Source organism: Enterococcus sp. ARL09-542 (assembly GCF_005234805.1).
GTDB classification, from domain to species: Bacteria; Bacillota; Bacilli; order Lactobacillales; family Enterococcaceae; genus Enterococcus_D; species Enterococcus_D gallinarum.
The window spans coordinates 1-22650 of record NZ_QPQX01000015.1; the positions used below are offsets into that span (position 1 = coordinate 1).

Genomic DNA, 22650 nt, shown 5'->3' on the forward strand with positions numbered 1-22650 from the left:
TTTGAGTTGAAACGAAGAAAAAGTGTTAGTAGAAAATCGCCTTCGATTTTCCACCAACACAAAATATTATAGAACCGAAAAAAGATGGTTACAAAGGGTGTGCCCAAGTAGCCGTCTTTTTCGTTTATGCTGGACCTGTGAGAGATTTCTCACAGTCGTTTGACTGGAATCTAGGAAGCATTAAAAGTTTGTGAAAATTGCTTGCTATTCAATGACGAGCATGCTAAACTCGATATGTGAACTATTTAACAAGGAGGACGGAAACCATGGAAGCATTAAGAGAAAAAAAACTTCCTAAAGCAACAGCGAAACGTCTGCCTGCTTATTTAAGGCATTTAAAATTTTTGGATGCATCAGGTGTCCATCGAATCAAATCAAAAGAGTTTGCTGAGATCACACAAGTTCCTTCCGCAACGATTCGTCGGGACTTTTCCCACTTAGGGGAATTAGGACGAAGCGGGTATGGTTATGAAGTTCCTTACTTGATTGAAGTTTTTAGCCATATATTAGAAACGAACGAAGCAAAGAACATTGCATTAGTGGGCTTTGGCAATCTAGGTAAAGCTCTTGCAAATAACAACTTTCGCCGCAATGAGAATCTTTCGATCGTTGCTGTATTTGATAATGATCCGCAATTGATCGGTAAGACCATCGACGGTCACTATGTTTATGGAATGGATCAGCTAGCTGAGATCGTTCAGGAGAAAGGAATCACTGTAGCTATCTCGACAGTACCTAGTCAATATTCTCAGGCGGCAATCGATACGATCGTAGAATCTGGCATTACAGCGATTTTAAATTTTGCCCCTGATCGCGTCAATGTACCTAAAAATGTTCATATCCAATACATCGATCTGACGACAGAATTACAGACGTTGATCTTTTTTGACAATACCTATTCTCAGAAATCGTAGGTTTTGAGCAAAATCTTTTGGCTTTCGCGGGTTCTCTCCTATACTGGAGAAAACTGTAATAGGAGAGATGACATGCAAGTAACACGTAAAGGAACCATTTTTGAAGTACCAGGCATTCAGCCAAAAGTAGGGGATCAAGCCAAAGAATTTGAACTGAAAAGTTTAGATGACAAAGTTTATCGCTTAGCTGATTTCTTAGGTAAACCGACGATCTTAAGCATTGTTCCCGACATTGACACGCGGGTCTGTGCATTGCAGACGAAGCGCTTCAATGAAGAAGCAAGTAAGATTGATGAGGTTAATTTTGTGACAATCTCGAACAATACGAAAGAAGAACAAGCAAATTGGTGTGGACAAGAAGGGATCGATATGCTGATGCTGCATGATCCAGAAAATACGTTTGGAGAAACCTATCAAATTATGATCCCAGAGTTTGGACATTTTGCCCGCGCGATTTTTGTCTTAGATGAAAAAGGGGTGATCCGCTACGAAGAGATCGTGCCTGAAATCTCTCAAGAACCGGACTATCAATCGGCTTTGGCCGCTGCCAGATCAATCGCTGTTTGACTTTCAAAAAAGTTCATTGTAGAATGAACAAGATCAATTGAAAGAAGACGAGGATCAAGAGGAGTATCAGACGGACTGTTTTTACAGAGAGAAGACCAATTGGTGCAAGGTTTTCAGCAGGAATCTGAGAAGGTAGCTTGTGAGTCTTTGATTGGAACAGCAAGGAACACCTTGTTCAGTAGAATCAAACGCTTCGTGACCGTTAACTCACGCCCAAGAGGTAGAGAAATCTACAATTTAGGTGGTACCGCGTATTTACGTCCTAAAATGCTTCGGCATTTTAGGACTTTTTTTATTCCCAAAAGCCGAGCGGTCTTGAAGGAACTGATCAAAAAAAGTAGGAGGTAAAACAATGTCCGATAACTTATCAACAAAGTACAACCCGCAAGAAGTCGAAGCGGGACGCTACCAGGAATGGTTAGCCAAAGATCTATTCAAACCAAGTGGTGATCAAAAAGCCAAGCCTTATTCAATCGTTATTCCTCCGCCAAATGTTACTGGTAAACTACACTTAGGCCATGCGTGGGATACAACCCTTCAAGATATCATCATTCGCCAAAAACGGATGCAAGGGTTTGATACATTGTGGTTACCAGGTATGGATCACGCTGGAATTGCGACACAAGCAAAAGTCGAAGAAAAACTAAGAGAACAAGGGATCTCCCGCTATGACCTTGGTCGGGAAAAATTTGTCGACCAAGTGTGGGAATGGAAAGAAGAATATGCAGGCCATATTCGTGAGCAGTGGGCAAAGCTAGGATTGTCTCTTGACTATAGTCGAGAACGATTCACATTAGACGAGGGTCTGTCAGATGCTGTCCGTAAAGTCTTCGTAACTCTTTACGAAAAAGACTTGATCTATCGCGGCGAATATATCATCAACTGGGATCCGCAAGCACGTACGGCCTTATCTGATATTGAAGTCATCCATAAAGAGATCGAAGGAGCTTTTTACCACATGACTTATGAACTGGCAGATGGTTCTGGTACCGTAGAGATTGCCACCACTCGTCCAGAAACGATGCTAGGAGACACTGCGATCGCTGTCCATCCAGAGGATGAACGCTACCAAGAATTGATCGGCAAAAAGGTTATTTTGCCATTAGTTAATAAAGAGATCCCAATCATTGCGGATACTTATGTGGATCAAGAATTTGGAACCGGCGTAGTAAAAATCACCCCTGCCCATGATCCGAATGACTTTGAAGTCGGTAACCGCCATAACTTGCCACGGGTCAATGTTATGAACGATGACGGAACCATGAATGATTTAGCCGGTAAATATGCTGGCATGGATCGTTTTGCAGCTCGTAAAGCGATCGTCAAAGATTTGGAAGATATCGGACGTTTGTTAAAGATTGAAAAAATGATTCACAGTGTTGGCCATTCAGAACGAACCGGTGTCGTTGTTGAACCTCGTTTATCTACGCAATGGTTTGTCAAAATGGGGCCATTGGCTAAAGAAGCGATCGACAACCAATCGACGGATCAGGCAGTCGAGTTTTTCCCACCGCGCTTCAATCAAACTTTCTTGCGCTGGATGGAAAATATTCACGACTGGGTTATTTCCCGACAATTGTGGTGGGGACATCAAATTCCTGCTTGGTACCACAATGAAACTGGTGAAATGTATGTGGGCTTAGAAGCACCGGCAGATGCCGAAAACTGGACACAGGATCCTGATGTACTGGATACTTGGTTCAGCTCCGCATTATGGCCATTTTCAACCATGGGCTGGCCAGATGAAAATAGTGCTGATTATCAGCGTTATTTCCCAACCAACACGCTAGTCACAGGCTACGACATCATTGCTTTCTGGGTAAGCCGCATGATTTTCCAAAGCTTGGAATTCACAGGCAAACGTCCTTTTGAAAATGTGCTGATCCATGGACTGATTCGTGATGAACAGGGACGTAAAATGAGTAAGTCATTAGGGAACGGGATCGATCCGATGGAAGTCATCGAAAAATATGGCGCCGATGCATTGCGCTGGTTCTTATCAAATGGCTCTGCACCAGGACAAGATGTTCGCTTCAGCTATGAAAAAATGGATGCTGCTTGGAACTTCATCAACAAGATTTGGAATGCGTCCCGTTTTGTCTTGATGAATGTTGAAGGAATGACGGTGACAGATATTGATTTTTCTGGCGAGAAATCCGTAGCGGACCGTTGGATCTTAACTCGTTTAAATGAAACGATCGAGAAAGTGACTGAGTTGTTTGATCGTTTTGAATTCGGTGAAGCAGGTCGCCAGTTATACAACTTTATTTGGGATGACTTTTGTGACTGGTATATCGAAATGAGCAAAGAAACCTTATATGGTGAAAATGAAGCAGCTAAACAAGTCAATAAGAGCATTTTGGTTCATGTGTTGGATCAAATATTACGCTTGCTGCACCCAATCATGCCGTTTGTCACAGAAGAAATTTGGAGTAAACTGCCTCATACAGGCGATTCGCTTGTAGTAGCTGCTTATCCAGAAGTTCAGCCAGAGTGGTCGGATGAGAAAGCAGCACAAGGAATGGAAGTGTTAAAAGAGTTGATTCGTTCTGTCCGCAACATTCGGGCGGAAGTCAACACGCCGCTTTCTAAGCCAATTACATTGCTGATCCAAACCAACGATGTTGAGATCGAGAGCTTCCTGATCACCAACAAAAACTCTATCGAACGATTCTGCAATCCAGAAGAGCTAGTGATTTCCAATACACTGGAAGCACCGGAATTGGCGATGTCAGCTATCTTATCCGGAGCAACGATCTATTTGCCATTAGCCGGCTTGATCAATATCGAAGAAGAAATCAGCCGTTTAGAAAAAGAATTGGCGAAATTCAATCAAGAGGTCAAACGCGTGCAAGGGAAATTAGCAAACGAACGTTTCGTTGCCAATGCCCCTGAAGAAGTTGTGGCGCAAGAGCGAGCGAAAGAAGCCGATTATTTGGATAAACAAAAAGCAGTTCAAGAACGGATCGAGCAATTGCGTACGATTCAATAATCTATTTATTGAATCGAGGCAGCAAGCTAATCATCGATATTCCTATGGAACACTAGCTGTTGCAAATTACCGATCTAACTATTTACTCTCTAACTACCCGATCTCTAGCTACCCGATCTATAGAGGAAAGAATTCCTAACCGCTATAGATCGGGTAGTTTTCCTATCGATTTTTGTTGGGAACGCTCTGAGAGAAAGAGCAGTAGAATTAGGAAAAAAAGGGAAGATTTGCTAAAATGATTTTGAGGTGAAGAACATGACAAGTGAAGAAGCAATTGCATGGATCCACGGAAGAAAGACCTTCGGGATGCGTCCAGGATTGATGCGAGTAGAAGCATTGCTACAACGATTAGGCAATCCAGAAAAAAATCTGACATTGATCCATGTTGCCGGAACGAACGGCAAGGGTTCGACTGTCAGCTATTTACGAAGTCTTCTAGAAGAAAGTGGGCTGCAAGTTGGAACGTTCACATCGCCCCATATCGAGTCTTTCAATGAACGGATCGAGATTGATGGGCGTTTTATACCAGATGACTCGCTGATTGAATGGGTCGAAACACTTCAACCACTCGTCATGCAACTGGATCAGGAAGAAGAATTGACCGGAATCACCCAATTTGAGATTTTGACTGCACTGGCATTCGGCTACTTTGCCCAGCAACAAGTCGATGTGGCTATCATAGAAGTTGGCTTAGGCGGCCGTTTGGATAGTACAAATGTGATCACACCAATCTTGACGGCCATCACGACTATTGGAATGGACCATATGGATATGCTTGGTGACACGATTGAGGCCATTGCTGCCCATAAAGCCGGGATCATCAAACCCAAGGTGCCACTAGTGACTGGGAAGATCCCTGAAAGTGCGCTATCCGTAATCGACCTTGAAGCTGCAGAATCTGAGGCTCCTGTATCCCACTTGGGAGAAGACTATCGAGTCACGTATCATCGTCCGGATGAAATCTGGGGAGAGTGGTTCGATTTTGAGAATGACCGCGGAAAAATCAAAGGACTGAAAACGCCGATGATTGGTCGACACCAACCAGAAAACGCCGGTGTCGCTATTCAATTATATTATTTATTCTGTGAGTTAAAAAAACTGCCATTTTCGGAAAAAGTAGTCCGCAATGGCTTAAAGAAAGCTTATTGGCCCGCGCGAATGGAGAAAATCAGCAATGAACCGCTGATCATTATAGATGGTGCGCATAACACGCACGCCATGGAACGCTTGGTTGAGACAGTTAGAGAAGAATTCACCAACTATCGCATCCATATCTTGTTTTCAGCATTGGAGACAAAAAATGTCGATGAGATGCTGCAACAGCTGTTAACGATCCCGAAAGCTGAAATCTATTTGACCACATTTGATTTTCCAAAAGCGATCCATTTAAGTGATGATTACCAGCAATTGAATGAAGCGCGCATCTCGATCGTTTCACTATGGCAGTTTGGCTTAGCAGAATTATTAGAAAAAATGACCAATGAAGACTTGCTTCTGATCACTGGTTCGCTTTATTTTGTATCAGAAGTTCGGGAACTTTTGTTGGGAATGGGAGGAAGAAATGGCTGAATTATATGGTGTGATTTTTGATATGGACGGACTGATTTTTGATACGGAGCTTCTTTACTATCAGGCAACACAGATCGTGGCCGATCAGATGGAGATCCCCTATACAAAAGATGTCTATCTAGCATACGTTGGTGTTTCAGATGAAGAAGTCTGGGCGGCTTATCATGAACGATATGATGCGGCCTTCGGTCCAGAGACTGTTGATCGTTTCATCCAAGCCGCTTTTGATCAAACTCTGCTGCTCTTTGAGCAAGGTCAAGCAGCATTAAAACCGGGGGTCCATGACTTGCTGCGCTATTTGGATGAAAAAGGGATTCCGCGGATCCTTGCTTCTAGCAACCAACGACGAGTCATCGATACATTGCTGGATTCCGCAGGTCTGACGCAAGAATTTCCAGAAATCGTTTGTTTCGATGATGTTGTGCGGGCGAAACCGGATCCTGAAATTTTCGAAAAAGCCCATAATCGCTTAGGGGTTCCGAAAAATCAATTAGTCATTCTTGAAGATTCCGCTAACGGTATTCATGCTGCGCATGCAGCTGGCATTCCGGTGATCATGGTACCTGATCTGGTTGCTCCGACGTCAGTGATCGAAGAAAAAGTGCTGCATATCTTGCCTTCACTGGTAGAAGTGCCGGATTATTTTGAGCAGGCCTATACTTGGTAGTGTCGCATCAACCATGAACTCTTTTGCGTAGTTTTATTTTAGACTAACGCAAAGGAGTTTTTTTTATGAAAGACAATGGAATTCCTCAAAGTTCCTATCCTCGAGAACGACTATTGCATTATGGCGCTGAAGCTTTATCCAATCAAGAATTGTTAGCGATTCTTTTACGAACGGGTTCTCATCCTTTCAATGTCATCGAACTAGCTGGTCAGATCCTCAACGAGTTTGAAGACTTGTATGAGCTAAAGCACGTGACATTGGACGAACTGCAGGCCATTCGTGGGGTAGGCCAGATCAAAGCGATCGAACTCAAAGCTACCGTAGAACTTGGCGCCCGCATCCAACGAGCAGCACAGCCAAAATATGGCAGAGTTCATTCCAGTGTGGATATTGCCAATCAGATGATGGAGGAATTAAAAGATTACCAGCAAGAACATTTGCTGTGTCTCTACCTAAATACCAAAAATGAGATCATCCAAAAAAAGACGTTATTCATCGGCAGTCTCAATCAGTCGATTGCTCATCCTAGAGAAATTTATCACGGAGCAGTTCGTTGCTGTGCCGCCCGAGTGATCTGCGTGCACAATCATCCCAGCGGCAGTCCCCAACCTTCGCAGGCGGATATTACCTTTACTAAACGATTGATGAAGTGTGGGGAATTGATGGGTATCGACTTGCTGGACCACTTGATTATCGGCAATAATTCATATATCAGCTTGCGAGAAGAAGGACTCTGGGAAGGCTGATCGTCTACCTTGCAAAAAAATAGTAGCAAGTGTAAAATATTAGTGTAATTTTGTTTGCTGAATAGATGTTGAAACGCTTGTTACACCTCTATCGGACACGAGCAATGTTACACATAATTAAGTGCTTATGCACGAGGAGGTTTTTTATAATGGAACAAGGTACAGTTAAATGGTTCAATGCTGAAAAAGGATTTGGCTTCATTTCACGTGAAGACGGTACAGACGTATTTGTACATTTCTCAGCAATCCAAGGTGAAGGCTTCAAGACTTTAGAAGAAGGCCAAGCAGTGACTTTTGATGTTGAAGAATCAGATCGTGGACCTCAAGCAGTAAACGTAAACAAAGCGTAAGCTTATTTACAAGACTGCATTCATGGGATTAGTGAAGGCACAGTCAAAAAAGACCATCATTCAGATGGTCTTTTTTTTTGCTCGCGTTCTTTGACAAAATCAATGAACGTGAGGATTTCTTTGATTCCTTCTTCTGAGATTGATTCATCGACATGGGAACTGATCAAGTCACTTTCTACTTTAGGATAGAGGTGTCTCTTATCAGATCGGCCTAAGAGATAGTCGGTCGACACACCAAATAGATCGGCTAACACTTGCAGCATGCTAAAGTCGGGCTCTCTTTTTCCTGATTCATAGGCAGTATAAGCTGGACGTGTGATCCCGATTTTGTCTGCCACTTCTTGCTGAGTTAACTTCTTTTCCAGACGTAATTTTTTTATGATTTGCGGAAACATAATGACACCTACCTCTCTCGTGATAGTAACACACCGTTACTTAGAAAAAAAGAGTCGGTTGGTGTCTATTTGTTACTAAATGTCGTTGACAAGTGTCATAAGGAAACATATAATGAGTGTGTGTCGAAACGTTACATTCCGAAGAAGGAGGGAACTGTATGCGGGAGTGGCTCATTAGGCAACGTGAAAAAAATGGACTCACTCAGGATCAAGTAGCTAAGGAATCCGAAATTGAGCGAACATATTACAATATGATTGAACGAGGAAAACGCCGACCAAGTGTAGAAGTAGCGAAGCGGATCGGTAAAGTGCTCCAATTTGATTGGACGTATTTTTTTAGCATCGAAGGTAACATAACGACACAAAAAGACAAACCTAGTTAAATGGAGGAGGGGACTCAAGATGCCTGTAAAAGGTACAGTTGCAAAAAGCGGCTATCTGGGTAAAAACAAAAGAAATTTCCAGGATCTAAAAAAAGATTTAAAGAAACACAAGTGGCTCTACGTCATGCTGATCATTCCAGTTATTTTTGTCGTGATCTGGAATTATTGGCCAATGTATGGCGTGATTATCGCATTCAAAGATTATTCTCCCGCATTTGGGATCTTAGGTAGCCCTTGGGTGGGATTGAAGCACTTTGAGCGTTTTTTTGCTTCCTATTTTTTTCTCGAGATCATTGTTAATACCTTGCGCTTGAGTCTTTACAGTTTGTTGGTCAGTGTACCATTACCGATCATTTTGGCGTTATTATTCAATGAATTGAATCGGAAATGGTTCAAATCAACCGCTCAAACGATTTCATACATCCCAAATTTTATTTCGGTGGTTGTCGTGATCGGGATGGTTCAATTCTTTTTTTCAAGTCAAGATGGCATGATTAATATGTTGCTGAATACATTTGGGTTTCCATCGATCGATTTTCTCGGAAGTCCTAAATGGTTTCCGCATATCTATGTGTGGTCGGGTGTCTGGCAAGGTGTGGGGTGGGGAACGTTGATTTATACGGCAGCGATGTCCGGGATCTCTCCCGATCAATATGAAGCCGCTTACTTGGATGGTGCCTCTCGCTTGCAATGTATTCGTCATATCACGATTCCTTCCATCATGCCGACCATCGTGATCTCCACGATATTGGCGACAGGAAGCATTTTATCCGTGGGCTTTGAGAAGACTTTTCTCTTACAGAACGCTGCGAATCTCGCTTCCTCTGAGGTGCTTTCGACATATACCTATAAAATGGGGATCATAAATGGGGAGTATAGTTTCTCTGCTGCAGTCGGTCTTTTTAATAACGTGATTAATTTTATTGTTTTATTTATTGTTAATAAACTAGCACAAAAGACAAATGAATCGAGTCTTTGGTAGGAGGAAAACGAATGAAAGTATCAGCAACGAAAGGGGATAAACTGTTTAATACTATCAATATCTTACTGGTCAGTCTGATTGCCCTGATTATCTTATATCCGCTTATCTTTGTGGTCAATGCTTCCTTCAGTGATCCCACTAGGATCTATGAGGTCCCGTTGCTTTTGTATCCCCGTGGATTAAATGTTGAAGGGTACAAGGAAGTGCTCAAGAGCAGTGATATCTGGACGGGTTTTCGCAACGCAGTGATCTACACGGGTTTAGGGACAGTGATCAACTTAATCGTCACGACGATTGCTGCCTACCCATTGTCTCGTTCCGGCTTACGAGGCAAGCGTTTCTTTACTTTATTTTTTACGATTACGATGTTTTTTAGCGGAGGGTTGATCCCCACTTATTTAGTCAATCAGCAGTTAGGGATCGTTAACACACTTTGGGTCATGATCTTGCCTGGAGCGTTGGGTGTTTATAATATGATTTTGATGCGTACGTATTTCAGTCAAAATATTCCTAATGATTTGATTGAAAGCGCTTATATCGATGGTGCCAACGATTTATGGTTATTATGGAAAGTCGTCTTGCCTCTGGCTACCCCGATCATCGCAGTGATGGCAATGTTCTATGGTGTCGGTCGCTGGAATGCCTACTTTGACGCGTTGATTTATTTACAGGATCGTGCCAAGTATCCTCTGCAGATTATTCTGCGAGAAATACTGGTTCAGGGACAGTTTGGCCAAGATATGAACCAAATCATTGCCGGTAGTGCGGAATCCGAACTGCTTATGCTGAAAATGACCCTCAAATACAGCGTAGTGATCGTTTCAAGTCTGCCTGTGCTCCTATTTTATCCTGTGGTAGCCAAATACTTTGAAAAAGGCATCCTAGTAGGATCCATCAAGGGATGAGGAGGTGTTTCGATGCTAAAAGCGATCGCTGCATTTTGTGAATTAGTGTACGATATGATGCTTTTGAATGTGTATTGGTGGCGCTACATGCTTCTGGGCGGTGTGCTGTTTAGTCTGATACCGGCAACGATTACTGTCTATGATTGCATTCGAAAAAGGATTCTGCAGAAAAATGAAGCTCCTCTCAAAGAAATTTTTTCAGATCAATATCGGCACAACAAACAAAAAAATCGCTGGTTTCATGTTGCGGCTATTGTTCTGACTGGTTTTGTTATTGGGGTTCATCACACATTAGCGAGTGATTATCCCACCAATTTCTTGTTTGAGTTTACGATGCGGACGAATCTCCTGATTATTTTATTGCTGGCGATCACATTTTTCCCTGTGCATGCTTATTTTTCATTAGACAAAGTCCATCGTTGGTTACAGCCGTTACTGTTTGTGTTCATTTGTCCCGTTCAGCTGTTAATAAGTATGGGACTTCTTGGATTGGTTAGTCTTCTTTATTGTTACTATCCATTTTTAGGGATCTGTTTAGGGATCGGATTGCCTGCTTATGGGATAGGTTTCTTGTTTTTCAATAAATTTAACAAAATGAAAGGAGTCTATTTTTGATGTCGCCCGTTGTTCGATTGTATAAAAAGGAGAGAACTGTATGAAAAAAGGAGTGCTATTGTTTTTGTTGTCCTTCGTCTGGCTGTTGTCGGCTTGCCAATCTAGTCCAAGTGAAAAAGTAGCAGATGACGTAAAGTCGATTCATTTAATGAGGAATGATTTTACAGACGTGAGGCCGAAAAGCGAAGACCTGTGGATGTGGCAAGAGTACGAGAAGAAGTCTGGAGTCAAAGTACAGTGGGAAGAAGTAAAAGAGTTTGGGGAAAAGAAGAATTTGATTCTATCAGGAAAGCTGCCTGATGCCTTTTATCAGACCGGCTGGAGCAATGATGAGATCGTGAAATACGGACAGCAAGGATTGTTCATTCCATTAGAAGATCTGATTGCCGAACATGCACCGAATCTGCAAAAAATCTTAGATGAAAATCCGATTGTCAAAAAGACGTTAACAGCACCGGATGGTCATATGTACTCGCTGCCGTATATGTCTTTGGATCCAATGAGCGGCGGGCGAACGGTTCGACTGTATATCAATCAAAATTGGCTGGATGAATTGTCCTTGGATGTGCCTCGTACAACAGATGAACTGAAAGAGGTTCTAGCTGCTTTTGTAGCGAGCGGGGAAGGACGAGAAGGGTATTATATGCCAAGTGGCTGGTTAGCCGGCGGACTGGAAAAGGTCTTCATGGCTTCCTATGGATTGGGGACAGGCGGCAGACAGGCGATGGGGAATATGCTGTTTGTGGATGAAGCGGGGCAATTACAGTTGACCATCAACCATGAACGGATGCGGGAAGTCTGGATGTACCTAAGAGAGTTGTATGCAGAAGGATTAGTTGCAAAACAATCCTTTGCCGGCGTGGATGATGACAAATGGCGAGCGGATGCTGCCCAAGACAAAGTTGGTCTCTTCCAGTGGGTCGATCCTGATTTCATTGGCCCATTTGGACCAGAAACGTATACGCCGATCAATGTCATTGAAGGACCTTATGGCGACAAGACACTTTATACGGAACCGCCTGTTTCTGGTACTTCAGCATTTATCATTACGAAGGATGCAGCAGATCCAGGATTACTTCTTGAGTGGGTGGATTACTTCTATAGTCCTGAAGGGCAGATTTTTGCTTATTTAGGAGAAGAAGGAGTGACCTATGAAGTTGACGAAGATGGGCACATGGTCTATATTGACGAAATCTTAAACTATCAAAACGGGCCGCAACTCGGTGCTTTCCAGTGGGTCGATAATGTGTATGGAGGCTATTTCCCTTATGCGGAATTGGATCAAGAAATCAGAGATCGAGCGTTTGGCAAAGAACCGGCTGTCTATGATGATGTCAAAGAAGAATATATGCCGGAATACATGCTGCCGACATTTATGGCAACCGAAGCAGAAGCAGCAGAATTGTCAACGATCGTTACAGATATCTCAACCCATGTGGAACAATCGCGGGTAAAGTTCATTACAGGTGAATGGAATTTTGAAAAGGATTGGACCAACTATGTGCAGCAATTGGATCGTATCGGTGCTCAACGCTTATTGGAGATCCGTCGGCAACAATTTGAACGCTTTAATCAAGACTAACTTAAGGGCGAATAAGCAGTAGGAAAACCAAGTGAATGCCAAAGGAGCAGAACAAAATGGATTATTTTATGCAAGAAGCAAAAATCAAGCGCCGCATTCAAGAAATCGAGGCATTGAGGTATCGAAACAAGCGTCAGATCCAGCAATGGTTTGTCACAGAGGATCAGACAAAGTGTCAGAAATATCCGCCACTCTTTTCGACTGAACAAGTCATGCACATAGGGGAAACGTGGCAAGGAAGGGATCGCTATTTATGGCTTCAAGCGAAAGTCACCATTCCCCCGAAGATGAATATATTGTTTTTTGATTTTGGAAAAACTGGTGGCGGCAATAACTCTGGTTTTGAATCACTTTTATTTATTGATGGTGTCCCTGTTCAGGGAATCGACGCCAACCACAAAGAATTTCTATTAGAACCTGCAAATTTAGGAAAAGAAGTGATCGTTGCGCTGAAGCTATGGTCTGGATTAGAAGGCGGTGGCGAGGAACGACAGCTGATTCATGAACTGAAAGCTGCATTTATCGGTTGTTTGGATGAAGAAGCTAACGATTATTTTTATCTTTCTAAAATGATTTTAGAAACGATCCAGCAATTAGCAGAGGATCATGACCGGAAGGTTCGGCTGCTCAAGATGTTGAATGGTTCGTTTCAACGGATCGATTGGCGAGAAAAAGGATCACCGCAGTTTTATGATAGTTTGCGGGAAGCACATCTTTTTCTAAAAGAGGCGCTGCAAGCACTTCCCAAAAGTGACTTGGTTCAAGTCACAGCGATTGGACACACCCACATTGATCTTGCGTGGCTTTGGCAGTTGAAGCACACGCGTGAAAAGGCGGCCCGCAGCTTTTCTACAGTCTTGAAATTGATGAAAGAATACCCAGAATATGTGTTCCTTCAAACTCAGCCGCAAATTTACCAATATATCAAAGAGGACTATCCTGAATTGTATGTGCAAATCAAACAACGAATCGCAGAAGGCCGCTGGGAAGTTGATGGCGCCATGTGGGTCGAAGCAGATTGTAATCTGCCTAGTGGCGAATCCCTTATTCGCCAGATTCTCTACGGAAAAAAGTTTATTCGCGAGGAATTCGGGCGGGAAAGCACCTATCTCTGGCTGCCGGATGTTTTTGGGTATTCATGGGCGTTGCCGCAGATTCTGAAAAAAAGTGGAATCAATACCTTTATGACGACGAAAATAAGTTGGAATCAATACAATCGCATGCCAAACGACACCTTTCTATGGAAGGGGATCGATGGCTCTGAAATTTTGACGCATTTCATCACGACACCCGTTCCAGGTGGTGGCAGCTGGACAGAAAAATCCAATTGGTTTTACACGTATAATGGGTTGCTGACCCCGGAGACGGTTTTAGGAGTATATCGCAGCTATCAAAATAAAGCATTGAATCAACATCTATTGATTTCCTATGGACATGGAGATGGCGGCGGTGGTGTCACCCGAGAAATGTTGGAAAACCGCAGAAAGATGGCTGAAATTCCGGGATTACCGATGCTTAAAACGGGTCGGGCTGCTGACTTTTTTGAAGAGTTACATGAAACTGTCGACCAAAATTCGAACGATCTACCAATCTGGGATGGGGAACTGTATTTGGAGTACCATCGCGGTACCTATACTTCGCAGGCCTTTATCAAGAAAATGAATCGCTGGTTTGAAATACGCTTGCGGGAACTTGAATGTTTGTACAGTCTTCAGTCTATGACAGCAGGAACGGCTTATCCTGCTGCAGTATTCGAAAAGCTTTGGAAAAGCGTCTTGAAGAATCAATTTCATGACATTATCCCGGGCTCTTCCATCAAAGAAGTCTATCAAGATTATCGGAACGAAGCACTTGCTTGTCAAAAGCAGCTTCATGCTCTGACAACTGCTCTTGAGACAGAAGAACAACAATTACGTATCATCAATACAGCCGCTTGGCAGCGAACAAGCATCATTGCAGTAGCACCGGGCACGGTACCTGAACAGCAGCAAGTTTTCTTCGACGGTTCCTGTTACGCTCTGGTACATTTGCCAGCATTCCAAGCGAGTCTTTTGCCGGATTGTATCTGTGCGTTGCCATTGGAAGCAGTGTCCGTTAGTGAAAAAGACCGACTCGAGACTCCGTTTTATCAAGTCCGATGGAATGAGGCGGGGCATTTGACCCAGATCTATGACAAAACCGCACAACGAGAAGTGCTTGCTGGGACAGGGAATGTCTTTCAATTATTTGAAGACAAACCATTGAATTTCGATGCGTGGGATATCGATCTTTTTTATCAAGAAAAAGGCACGGAGCTAAGCAGTGCAGGCATTCAAGTCATCGCGAACAATCCTTTGTTTACTGTCTTAGAACAGCAAGTCACTTTTGGGCAGTCAACTATTTTACAAAAAATCTATTTCTATGCTCATACGAAGCGAATTGATTTTGTTACCACGGTGGATTGGCAAGAACGCCAGCAATTGTTGAAAGTGAAATTTGATGTCAATATTCGCGCGACAGAAGCTATTTTTGATATTCAGCATGGGAATGTGAAGCGTCCAACTCACTGGAACACGAGCTGGGATATCGCCAAATTTGAGACAGTAGGTCATCAGTGGGCGGATGTTGCACAAATGGATTACGGGGTGGCCCTTTTGAACGACTGCAAATACGGCTACGATATCAAAGGCAATCAGCTGCGATTATCTTTATTAAAAGGAGCAACATACCCGGATCCTCAGGCAGATCTTGGTTCCCACACGCTTACCTACAGCCTATTTCCGCATCAAGGAGATTTTGCAACTGGTCAGGTGATGGAAGAAGCTTGGGAGATCAATGCACCATTGAGTCAACTTCAAACAGAGATGGCAAGTATTCCTCTTGAAATCGAGGCTGATGAAAGTTTGATAATCGACGCATTGAAGTTAGCGGAAGATCAAAGCGGGTGGATTTTGCGTTGCTATGACCATTTAGGGAGCGATCGCGACGTCACCATTCACTGTCATGGAACTGGCAAAATTCGCTGGCAAGAGACGAACATGATGGAAGAAGCTAGCGAAGAGTTAAAAGCGGAGCCGATCGCATTTTCATTGCATCCATATGAAGTTAAAACCATTAAACTGGTGCTTAGCGAAAAGTAGATAGTTCTCCTGAAGAGATGTATCGGTGAGATCACTTCTTAGATCGTTTTTAAGACAGTTTTTAATATAGCCTCCAATATAGCTAAGTTTCCAAAGTAGTTTTAAATAGCTGTGGCAAGAGACAGTACCGATAATCCTGCGTCCAATTTCGAAAGAAGAGAGTCTTAAACCTAAGGAAGTCAGTAGGATGAAAAATAAAAAACTCGACCACTTCCATTGAGGGTTTGGTCGAGTTTTTTTGTTAGTGGTCGTCAGGTGTCATGATCATCGAAAGAATCATTGGGTGACGTTCTGTTTTTTCAAATAAGAAGGGTTGCAAAGCAGCTGACATGGCTTCTCGCATTTTATGTTCGCTAGGATCTGGCTGGTTCAAGACTTCTCTGAGGGCACGGAACAGGATCTGTTGTGCTTCATTGATCATCTCGCCAGATTCCCGCATATAGACGAATCCGCGGGAAAGAATGTCTGGTCCTGCTAAGACTTCTTTTTTCGTCAAGTCGACGGTGGCTACGGCTAGCACTAAGCCTTCTTCTGATAAGATACGACGGTCTCGTAAGACAACGTTACCGATGTCGCCAATTCCACTACCATCAACATAGACATCACCCGCATTGAAATGACCTGCTCGACGAGCAGAATCTGCAGTTAACGCCAGCATATCACCGTTTTCCATAATAAAACAGTTCTCTTTTGGAACGCCGACATCTTGTGCCAGTTGGGTATGGATATTCAACATTCTGAACTCTCCATGGACCGGCATAAAGAACTTAGGCTTCATCAAACGAAGCATCAATTTTTGTTCTTCTTGACCACCATGTCCCGAGGTATGGATATTATTCAATTTCCCGTGGATCACATGTGCACCTGCTTCTAACAGCAAGTTGATCAAGTGGTTGACACTAGTCGTATTTCCAGGGATCGGTGAACTAGAGAAAATGACCGTATCGTCTGGATGGATCTGAATTTGTCGATGAGTACCATTGGCGATCCGACTAAGGGCTGCCATTGGTTCCCCTTGAGAGCCAGTACATAGGATCATGGTTTCATTAGCTGGTAAGCGATTGATCTCATGAGATTCGACAAATGTACCGTCAGGGACTTTGATATAACCTAAGCGCTGCCCATTAACGATCGCATTTTCCATACTTCGACCGAAGACAGCGATCTTACGACCTGTGGCAACCGCAGCATCTGCTGCTTGTTGCAAACGGAAAATATTGGAAGCGAAGCTGGCAAAGATGATCCGGCCTTCGATTTTTTCGAAAATCTTGCGGATCGAACTACCAATCGTTTTTTCTGACTTGGTAAAGGTCGGAATCTCAGCATTGGTACTGTCAGAAAGGAGGCATAGCACACCTTCTTCTCCGATTCTGGCCATTTTGTGTAGGTTTGCTGGTTCGCCCACGGGTGTGAAATCGAACTTAAAGTCACCAGTTGCTACGATATTTCCCGAAGGTGTTTTCACCACAACGCCTAGCGCATCAGGAATACTGTGGGTCGTTCGGAAAAAGCTGACCGATGTTTTGCGGAAGCGAATCACGGTATCTTCATTGATCTCATGTAATGTAGCATCTCGCAGTAACCCGTGTTCATCCAACTTGTTGGTAATCAAAGCCAATGCTAATGGACCAGCATAGATTGGGATATTTGCTTCACGCAGAAGGTAAGGAATACCACCAATATGATCTTCATGACCATGAGTGATGACTAACCCTTTGACTTTCGTGATGTTTTGGACAATGTAGCTATAATCGGAAATCACATAGTCGATTCCAAGTAGTTCATCTTCCGGGAATTTGATCCCGGCATCAATCAAGATGATCTCGTCTTGGAATTGAACCCCATAACAGTTTTTTCCGATCTCGCCTAGTCCGCCGACGCCGAATACGCCAGTTTCATTATTTTTTAGAGAAACTTTCATTATTAAAACTCCGCTAATTTGAAATCAGCGTTCTCTTTTTCATACGCAAGATGTTTTTCATCAAGTTCTTGAATAAACTCGATGTTATATGGGGTGTTTTGTTCGACTGTACGGCGTGCAGCAACCGCGCTTTCTGCGTCAATGTACAGGGAATGGGTTTGTTCTCTTTTTGGGTTGCGGTCTTTTGTTTCTTGATAGTAAACTTTGTAAATCATACAAATTCTCCTTTATCTGCTAATGCAGTAGTTTATCGTTTTGTTCGATTCGGTGCATCACAAAATCAAGGCCCTAGATAAGTGACCTGAAAAGTGGGGGTCGTCAGTGGACCGCTACATGCTTTTTCCAGACAATCGTTGTGAGAAAAAAGAGAAAGCCTCGTCTTTGCTTTCCAAATGTTGTCATAAAAAATTCACCGGTTTTTGTAAATCGTTCCATTACAAGTAGTATTAGTTTATCATAGAAAAGTAAATAAGTATAGAAACTAGTTGGTTTGAAAGGGCTTCCCTTGGTCATCCTTAAAAAAATACTTTAAAATATCTCCTTTTTTTCTTCGGGAAGTGGGTTACTTGAAATTGGGACTATGATATAGTAAAAATAATGTGTAAAAAAAGGAGGGGCTTTTTTGAAATTAATGTGGCATTACACAATGCGCAATAAAAAACTGTTGGTTTTTAATTTCATCTGTGTGTTTGGATTTATTTTGATTGAACTAGGATTACCCACATTGCTGGCTCGAATGATCGATGTCGGTATTCGAAATGGTGACCGAGAGTATATCTGGAAGATGGGAATGGCAATGATTGCTATTACTTTGACAGGGATCGCAATGAATATTATGTTAGGGTACTTTACCTCAAGAATCACAACGAATATCGTAGCAGATGTTCGAGATGATCTTTTTGAAAAGGTGCAAGGTTATTCACATACGGAATATGAAAAAATCGGTGTTTCATCCTTGATTACTCGGGTGACCAATGATGCATATCAAATCATGTTGTTCTTGCAGAATATTCTGCGGATTGGATTGATGACGCCGATGATGTTTGCGGTCAGTTTGTATATGGTCATGCGGACAAGTACAAAATTAGGGATGTATGTGTTAGGGGCACTGCCGATCTTGTTGATTGCTGTGATAGCCATCGCAAAGATTTCCGAGCCGTTGTCTAACAAGCAGCAAGCCAATTTGGATAAGATCAATGGTATTTTGCGGGAAAACTTGTCTGGTTTACGGGTCATCCGTGCGTTCGTAAATGAGAAATTTGAAGAGAAACGCTTTAGCAAAGTCAATCAAGCGTATGCATCCAGCTCTCGCAGCTTGTTCCGTTTGATGGCGACAGCACAGCCGGGCTTTTTCTTCTTATTCAATATCGTGATGGTACTGATCATTTGGTCAGGAAGTATTCAAATCGAAAATGGGCAACTGCAAGTCGGTGACTTGATTGCTTTTATCGAATACATCTTCCATGCTCTATTCTCATTCATGTTGTTTGCGACTATATTTACGATGTATCCACGTGCAGCGGTCTCAGCCCGACGGATTCAGGAGGCATTGGATATGACTTCAGAAATCGTGGAAGCCGAACAGCCAGTGACAGAAGGCAAGACCAAAGGATATATGGAATTTAAGAATGTGACATTTGCCTATCCGGGACATGCTGAGAGTCCTGTGATCCGCAATGTTAGTTTTACTGCTTCTCCTGGTGAAACAGTTGCTTTCATCGGCAGTACTGGAAGCGGGAAATCAACATTGATCCAATTGATCCCTCGTTTTTATGATGTCACAAAAGGACAGGTTTTGATTGATGGGATCGATGTTCGCGAGTACAGCTTGTCCGCTTTGAGAAATAAGATCGGATTTATTCCCCAAAAAGCGTTGCTGTTCACTGGAACGATCGCAGAAAATCTGCGCTATGGGAAAGAAGATGCGACACAAGCGGACTTAGAACGTGCGGTTGAGATCGCACAAGCAGCTGATTTTATTGCTAAAACACCGGATGGCTTTGATGCACGTCTAGCAGAAGGAGGCACGAACTTTTCTGGTGGTCAGAAACAACGGCTGGCGATCGCTCGTGCGGTGATCCGTCGTCCCGAGATCTATATTTTTGATGATAGTTTTTCTGCACTGGATTATCAAACCGATGCCAAATTACGGGCGCGTTTGAAAAAAGAAACGACCGAATCAACTGTTTTGATCGTGGCGCAACGTGTGGGGACGATCATGCACGCGGATAAAATCATTGTGTTGAATGAAGGCGATGTAGTTGGTATCGGCACCCACAAAGAACTGTTGGAAAACTGCTCGGTTTATTACGACATTGCAGCATCACAATTATCAGAGGAGGAGTTGGCACAATGAAAGCATTCTCTTCTTTAAAACGTTTAGGGCGCTACATCAAACCCTACAAAGTCTCCTTTATTTTAGTCTTACTTTTTACTGTCGCTACAGTTGGCTTTAACGCGGCATTGCCGTATGTGTCCGGATTGCCTACAACAGAGATCAGTCGGAATATTGCAGCGGGAGAGCCGCTGAATTTTGATTACATCATCGTTTGTTTGATCTGGATCACCGTTGTCGGTGTAGGGTATTGTTTCTCACAATTAATGTCAGGGCTTTTGATCACAAATGTCGTTCAATCTGCGATGCGTGATTTACGTCAAGACATTGAAGAAAAGATCAACCGCTTGCCTGTTTCATATTTTGACAAAAATCAGCAAGGAAATATCTTGTCACGGGTAACGAACGATGTGGATGCAGTCAGTGGTGCGATGCAGCAAGCCTTGATCGGGATCGTCAATGCCTTTCTAGGAATCATCATGGCGGTAGCGATGATGTTTTATATCAATTCGTTTATGGCGTTGATCGCATTGATCATGATTCCAACGTCATTGATCATTTCAAGAACGATCGTCAAGAAATCGCAAAAAGACTTCCAAGGCATGCAAAATGCATTAGGAGACTTGAACGGTTATGTTCAGGAAAATATGACTGGTTTCAGTGTATTGAAAGTCTATGGACGAGAAAAACAAACACTTGACGGCTTTAAAAAAGTCAATCACCAACTGCGCTATTACGGCTTCCGTTCGGCCTTCGTCTCGGGATTGATGATGCCGTTAGTTCAAATGACTGCCTACTTTACGTATATTGCTATGGCAGTTATGGGAAGTTTCTATGTAATTGGCGGTGTGATCGTGGTAGGGCAACTGCAAGCCTTTATCCAATACATTTGGCAAGTGAGTCAGCCAATGGGGAATATTACCCAGCTTTCCTCTGTCTTACAAAGTGCTTCGGCAGCTGCAAAACGGGCTTTTGAGATTTTGGATGAACCGGAAGAACCAGTCAACCAAACAGATATTCCATTGCCAGCGGAATTTCATGGGGATGTTCAATTTGAACATGTCGGTTTTGCCTATGATCCGAAGAAACCGCTGATCAAAGATTTGAACTTTGAAGTGAAAGCTGGTCAGACGGTAGCGATCGTCGGACCAACTGGAGCCGGAAAGACCACATTGATCAATTTGTTGATGCGTTTCTACGATGTCAACGAAGGGGCGATCAAGATTGATGGTATTGATACGAAGAAAATGGCCCGCAGCGATGTCCGTTCGTTATTCGGCATGGTTCTGCAAGATGCTTGGTTGTATGAAGGAACGATCGGAGACAATATTCGTTTTGGTAAGTTAGATGCGACCGATTATGAAGTGGTCGATGCAGCTAAAACAGCCAATGTGGATCATTTCATCCGGACGATGCCGGACGGTTATGAGATGTTTATCAATTCCGAAGGGGATAATATCTCGCTTGGTCAAAAACAACTCTTGACGATTGCTCGAGCAGTCATTTCTAATCCGAAAATATTGATCTTAGATGAAGCAACAAGCTCTGTGGACACACGGCTCGAAGCGTTGATCCAAAAAGCGATGGACAAAGTGATGGAAGGACGAACCAGTTTCGTCATTGCTCACCGGTTGTCTACGATTCGGGAAGCCGATTTGATCTTAGTCATGGATCAAGGAGCAATCATAGAAAAAGGCAATCATGAAACACTACTGGCAGCTGGGGGATTTTACAGTCAGCTTTATCAGAGTCAGTTTTCAGAAGAAGCAGAATAGGTCAAAAGAGTGTGGTGTCAGCCGCACTCTTTTTTTTGTATGAAGTGTGAAGATATCCGCATATAGTCGCTGTTCTCTTACGGACTGATTCGTGGTTTTCATAGTTATTCATGGTATCATGGGTACAGGAATAGAGTAGTATAGTAGTAAAGTATAGTAGTAAAGTGTAGTAGTAAAGTGTAGTGGAGAAAGAAAAATCCTAAAGGAGTTTAACAATGGATCGGAAAAAAGAGACAAATAGCCAAAAACGAAATCAACTAAACGCAGAAACTGCTAGTACGCAAAACTTTATCGCGCCAAATGCGACTGTCGTCGGAGATGTCACCATCGGCAGTGAGGCGACTGTCTGGTTCCAAGCAGTTTTGCGGGGAGATGCAAATTATATTCGAGTAGGTGAGCGGACCAATATTCAAGATGGGACGATCATTCATGTGGATCATGATGCACCCACGATCATTGCAGAAGATGTGACTGTCGGTCATCAGTGCATGCTTCATGGCTGTAAGATTGAAAAAGGGGCCTTAATCGGCATGAGTTCCATTGTTTTGAACCATGCAGTTATCGGTGAAAACAGTTTGATTGGTGCCGGTTCTTTAGTTACTCAAGGAACGATCATTCCGCCCAATGTGCTGGCTTTTGGACGTCCTGCTAAAGTGATTCGTCCGTTGACAGAGGAAGAAATTGCCAAAAACAAAGCCAATATCGCCCATTATGTTTCCTTGGGAAAAGACTACTTGCAAGGGAAATATGTTTATTAATGGCAAGCGAAGTCAATCGGATCTCGTTTAATGACGCAAAAAAACCAGCGTGCTTCAGCACAGCTGGTTTTTTGA

19 protein-coding genes and 1 other annotated feature are annotated in these 22650 nt (G+C 43.0%); of the genes, 16 read left to right on the forward strand and 3 right to left on the reverse strand.

Annotation, left to right across the window (positions count from 1 at the left end):
- Positions 1-266: 266 nt before the first annotated feature.
- The 7 genes from DVW06_RS13680 (at position 267) to DVW06_RS13710 (ending at position 7805) form a co-directional block, all read left to right on the forward strand.
- The gene (locus DVW06_RS13680) at positions 267-914 is read left to right on the forward strand and encodes a redox-sensing transcriptional repressor Rex (protein WP_003127334.1); all 648 of its coding nucleotides are present in this window, start codon (positions 267-269) and stop codon (positions 912-914) included.
- A 72-nt stretch (positions 915-986) separates the two neighbouring features.
- Complete coding sequence (gene tpx, locus DVW06_RS13685) at positions 987-1481, forward strand: thiol peroxidase (RefSeq protein WP_003127335.1); 495 nt, start codon at positions 987-989, stop codon at positions 1479-1481.
- A 41-nt stretch (positions 1482-1522) separates the two neighbouring features.
- Positions 1523-1749, forward strand: a binding site (T-box leader).
- 84 nt (positions 1750-1833) lie between these two features.
- Complete coding sequence (locus tag DVW06_RS13690; RefSeq protein ID WP_060815107.1) at positions 1834-4473, forward strand: valine--tRNA ligase; 2640 nt, start codon at positions 1834-1836, stop codon at positions 4471-4473.
- A 255-nt stretch (positions 4474-4728) separates the two neighbouring features.
- Positions 4729-6042, forward strand: coding sequence for a bifunctional folylpolyglutamate synthase/dihydrofolate synthase (locus DVW06_RS13695; protein ID WP_005471605.1), 1314 nt, complete (start codon positions 4729-4731; stop codon positions 6040-6042).
- Positions 6035-6709: an HAD family hydrolase gene (locus DVW06_RS13700; RefSeq protein WP_060815106.1), complete on the forward strand. Its 675-nt coding sequence runs from the start codon at positions 6035-6037 to the stop codon at positions 6707-6709. Before DVW06_RS13695 ends, DVW06_RS13700 begins: the two co-directional genes overlap by 8 nt.
- A 65-nt stretch (positions 6710-6774) precedes the next feature.
- Positions 6775-7455 carry a RadC family protein gene (gene radC, locus DVW06_RS13705; protein WP_003127339.1) on the forward strand — a complete coding sequence of 227 codons (681 nt, stop codon included), beginning with the start codon at positions 6775-6777 and terminating at the stop codon, positions 7453-7455.
- 149 nt (positions 7456-7604) lie between these two features.
- Positions 7605-7805: a cold-shock protein gene (locus DVW06_RS13710; RefSeq protein WP_003127340.1), complete on the forward strand. Its 201-nt coding sequence runs from the start codon at positions 7605-7607 to the stop codon at positions 7803-7805.
- Between the two features lie 56 nt (positions 7806-7861).
- Here the strand turns inward: DVW06_RS13710 and DVW06_RS13715 are convergent, their stop codons facing one another.
- Positions 7862-8200 (reverse strand): helix-turn-helix domain-containing protein, encoded by a 339-nt coding sequence (locus DVW06_RS13715; RefSeq protein WP_103300561.1) that lies wholly within the window; start codon positions 8198-8200, stop codon positions 7862-7864.
- Between the two features lie 158 nt (positions 8201-8358).
- Here DVW06_RS13715 and DVW06_RS13720 point away from each other — a divergent pair, with 158 nt between their 5' ends.
- Genes DVW06_RS13720 through DVW06_RS13745 form a run of 6 tightly spaced genes read left to right on the forward strand, consistent with a single transcriptional unit; the run spans position 8359 to position 15786 of the window.
- Complete coding sequence (locus DVW06_RS13720; RefSeq protein WP_003127343.1) at positions 8359-8583, forward strand: helix-turn-helix transcriptional regulator; 225 nt, start codon at positions 8359-8361, stop codon at positions 8581-8583.
- A 19-nt stretch (positions 8584-8602) separates the two neighbouring features.
- The gene (locus DVW06_RS13725) at positions 8603-9565 is read left to right on the forward strand and encodes an ABC transporter permease (protein WP_005471608.1); all 963 of its coding nucleotides are present in this window, start codon (positions 8603-8605) and stop codon (positions 9563-9565) included.
- An 11-nt stretch (positions 9566-9576) separates the two neighbouring features.
- A complete protein-coding gene (locus tag DVW06_RS13730) occupies positions 9577-10470 on the forward strand; it encodes a carbohydrate ABC transporter permease (RefSeq protein WP_003127345.1) in 894 nt (297 codons plus the stop codon).
- Positions 10471-10482: 12 nt separating this feature from the next.
- Positions 10483-11085 (forward strand): DUF624 domain-containing protein, encoded by a 603-nt coding sequence (locus DVW06_RS13735; RefSeq protein ID WP_003127346.1) that lies wholly within the window; start codon positions 10483-10485, stop codon positions 11083-11085.
- Between the two features lie 40 nt (positions 11086-11125).
- Positions 11126-12667 (forward strand): extracellular solute-binding protein, encoded by a 1542-nt coding sequence (locus tag DVW06_RS13740; protein WP_003127347.1) that lies wholly within the window; start codon positions 11126-11128, stop codon positions 12665-12667.
- A 56-nt stretch (positions 12668-12723) separates the two neighbouring features.
- Positions 12724-15786: an alpha-mannosidase gene (locus DVW06_RS13745; protein WP_137264761.1), complete on the forward strand. Its 3063-nt coding sequence runs from the start codon at positions 12724-12726 to the stop codon at positions 15784-15786.
- A gap of 241 nt (positions 15787-16027) precedes the next feature.
- Here DVW06_RS13745 and rnjA read toward each other — a convergent pair whose 3' ends face one another.
- Both rnjA and DVW06_RS13755 read right to left on the reverse strand, forming a co-directional pair.
- Positions 16028-17707, reverse strand: a complete 1680-nt coding sequence (gene rnjA, locus DVW06_RS13750) for a ribonuclease J1 (RefSeq protein ID WP_003127349.1) — start codon at positions 17705-17707, stop codon at positions 16028-16030.
- 2 nt (positions 17708-17709) lie between these two features.
- The gene (locus DVW06_RS13755; RefSeq protein ID WP_003127351.1) at positions 17710-17922 is read right to left on the reverse strand and encodes a DNA-directed RNA polymerase subunit epsilon; all 213 of its coding nucleotides are present in this window, start codon (positions 17920-17922) and stop codon (positions 17710-17712) included.
- A 407-nt stretch (positions 17923-18329) separates the two neighbouring features.
- Between DVW06_RS13755 and DVW06_RS13760 the strand changes: the two genes are divergently transcribed.
- The 3 genes from DVW06_RS13760 to DVW06_RS13770 all read left to right on the forward strand — a co-directional run bounded on the left by DVW06_RS13760 (position 18330) and on the right by DVW06_RS13770 (position 22575).
- Positions 18330-20063 (forward strand): ABC transporter ATP-binding protein, encoded by a 1734-nt coding sequence (locus tag DVW06_RS13760; RefSeq protein ID WP_137264762.1) that lies wholly within the window; start codon positions 18330-18332, stop codon positions 20061-20063.
- The gene (locus tag DVW06_RS13765; protein WP_137264763.1) at positions 20060-21817 is read left to right on the forward strand and encodes an ABC transporter ATP-binding protein; all 1758 of its coding nucleotides are present in this window, start codon (positions 20060-20062) and stop codon (positions 21815-21817) included. Before DVW06_RS13760 ends, DVW06_RS13765 begins: the two co-directional genes overlap by 4 nt.
- A gap of 215 nt (positions 21818-22032) precedes the next feature.
- A complete protein-coding gene (locus DVW06_RS13770; RefSeq protein ID WP_003127358.1) occupies positions 22033-22575 on the forward strand; it encodes a gamma carbonic anhydrase family protein in 543 nt (180 codons plus the stop codon).
- The last annotated feature ends 75 nt before the right edge of the window (positions 22576-22650 follow it).

Coding starts and splice junctions, on each gene's coding strand:
- DVW06_RS13695 (WP_005471605.1), top strand. CDS start 4,729: ATGACAAGTGAAGAAGCAATTGCATGGATCCACGGAAGAAAGACCTTC.
- DVW06_RS13755 (WP_003127351.1), bottom strand. CDS start 17,922: ATGATTTACAAAGTTTACTATCAAGAAACAAAAGACCGCAACCCAAAA.
- radC (WP_003127339.1), top strand. CDS start 6,775: ATGAAAGACAATGGAATTCCTCAAAGTTCCTATCCTCGAGAACGACTA.
- DVW06_RS13745 (WP_137264761.1), top strand. CDS start 12,724: ATGGATTATTTTATGCAAGAAGCAAAAATCAAGCGCCGCATTCAAGAA.
- DVW06_RS13725 (WP_005471608.1), top strand. CDS start 8,603: ATGCCTGTAAAAGGTACAGTTGCAAAAAGCGGCTATCTGGGTAAAAAC.
- DVW06_RS13700 (WP_060815106.1), top strand. CDS start 6,035: ATGGCTGAATTATATGGTGTGATTTTTGATATGGACGGACTGATTTTT.
- DVW06_RS13740 (WP_003127347.1), top strand. CDS start 11,126: ATGAAAAAAGGAGTGCTATTGTTTTTGTTGTCCTTCGTCTGGCTGTTG.
- DVW06_RS13715 (WP_103300561.1), bottom strand. CDS start 8,200: ATGTTTCCGCAAATCATAAAAAAATTACGTCTGGAAAAGAAGTTAACT.
- DVW06_RS13730 (WP_003127345.1), top strand. CDS start 9,577: ATGAAAGTATCAGCAACGAAAGGGGATAAACTGTTTAATACTATCAAT.
- DVW06_RS13690 (WP_060815107.1), top strand. CDS start 1,834: ATGTCCGATAACTTATCAACAAAGTACAACCCGCAAGAAGTCGAAGCG.
- DVW06_RS13720 (WP_003127343.1), top strand. CDS start 8,359: ATGCGGGAGTGGCTCATTAGGCAACGTGAAAAAAATGGACTCACTCAG.
- DVW06_RS13765 (WP_137264763.1), top strand. CDS start 20,060: ATGAAAGCATTCTCTTCTTTAAAACGTTTAGGGCGCTACATCAAACCC.
- DVW06_RS13770 (WP_003127358.1), top strand. CDS start 22,033: ATGGATCGGAAAAAAGAGACAAATAGCCAAAAACGAAATCAACTAAAC.
- rnjA (WP_003127349.1), bottom strand. CDS start 17,707: ATGAAAGTTTCTCTAAAAAATAATGAAACTGGCGTATTCGGCGTCGGC.
- DVW06_RS13680 (WP_003127334.1), top strand. CDS start 267: ATGGAAGCATTAAGAGAAAAAAAACTTCCTAAAGCAACAGCGAAACGT.
- tpx (WP_003127335.1), top strand. CDS start 987: ATGCAAGTAACACGTAAAGGAACCATTTTTGAAGTACCAGGCATTCAG.
- DVW06_RS13735 (WP_003127346.1), top strand. CDS start 10,483: ATGCTAAAAGCGATCGCTGCATTTTGTGAATTAGTGTACGATATGATG.
- DVW06_RS13710 (WP_003127340.1), top strand. CDS start 7,605: ATGGAACAAGGTACAGTTAAATGGTTCAATGCTGAAAAAGGATTTGGC.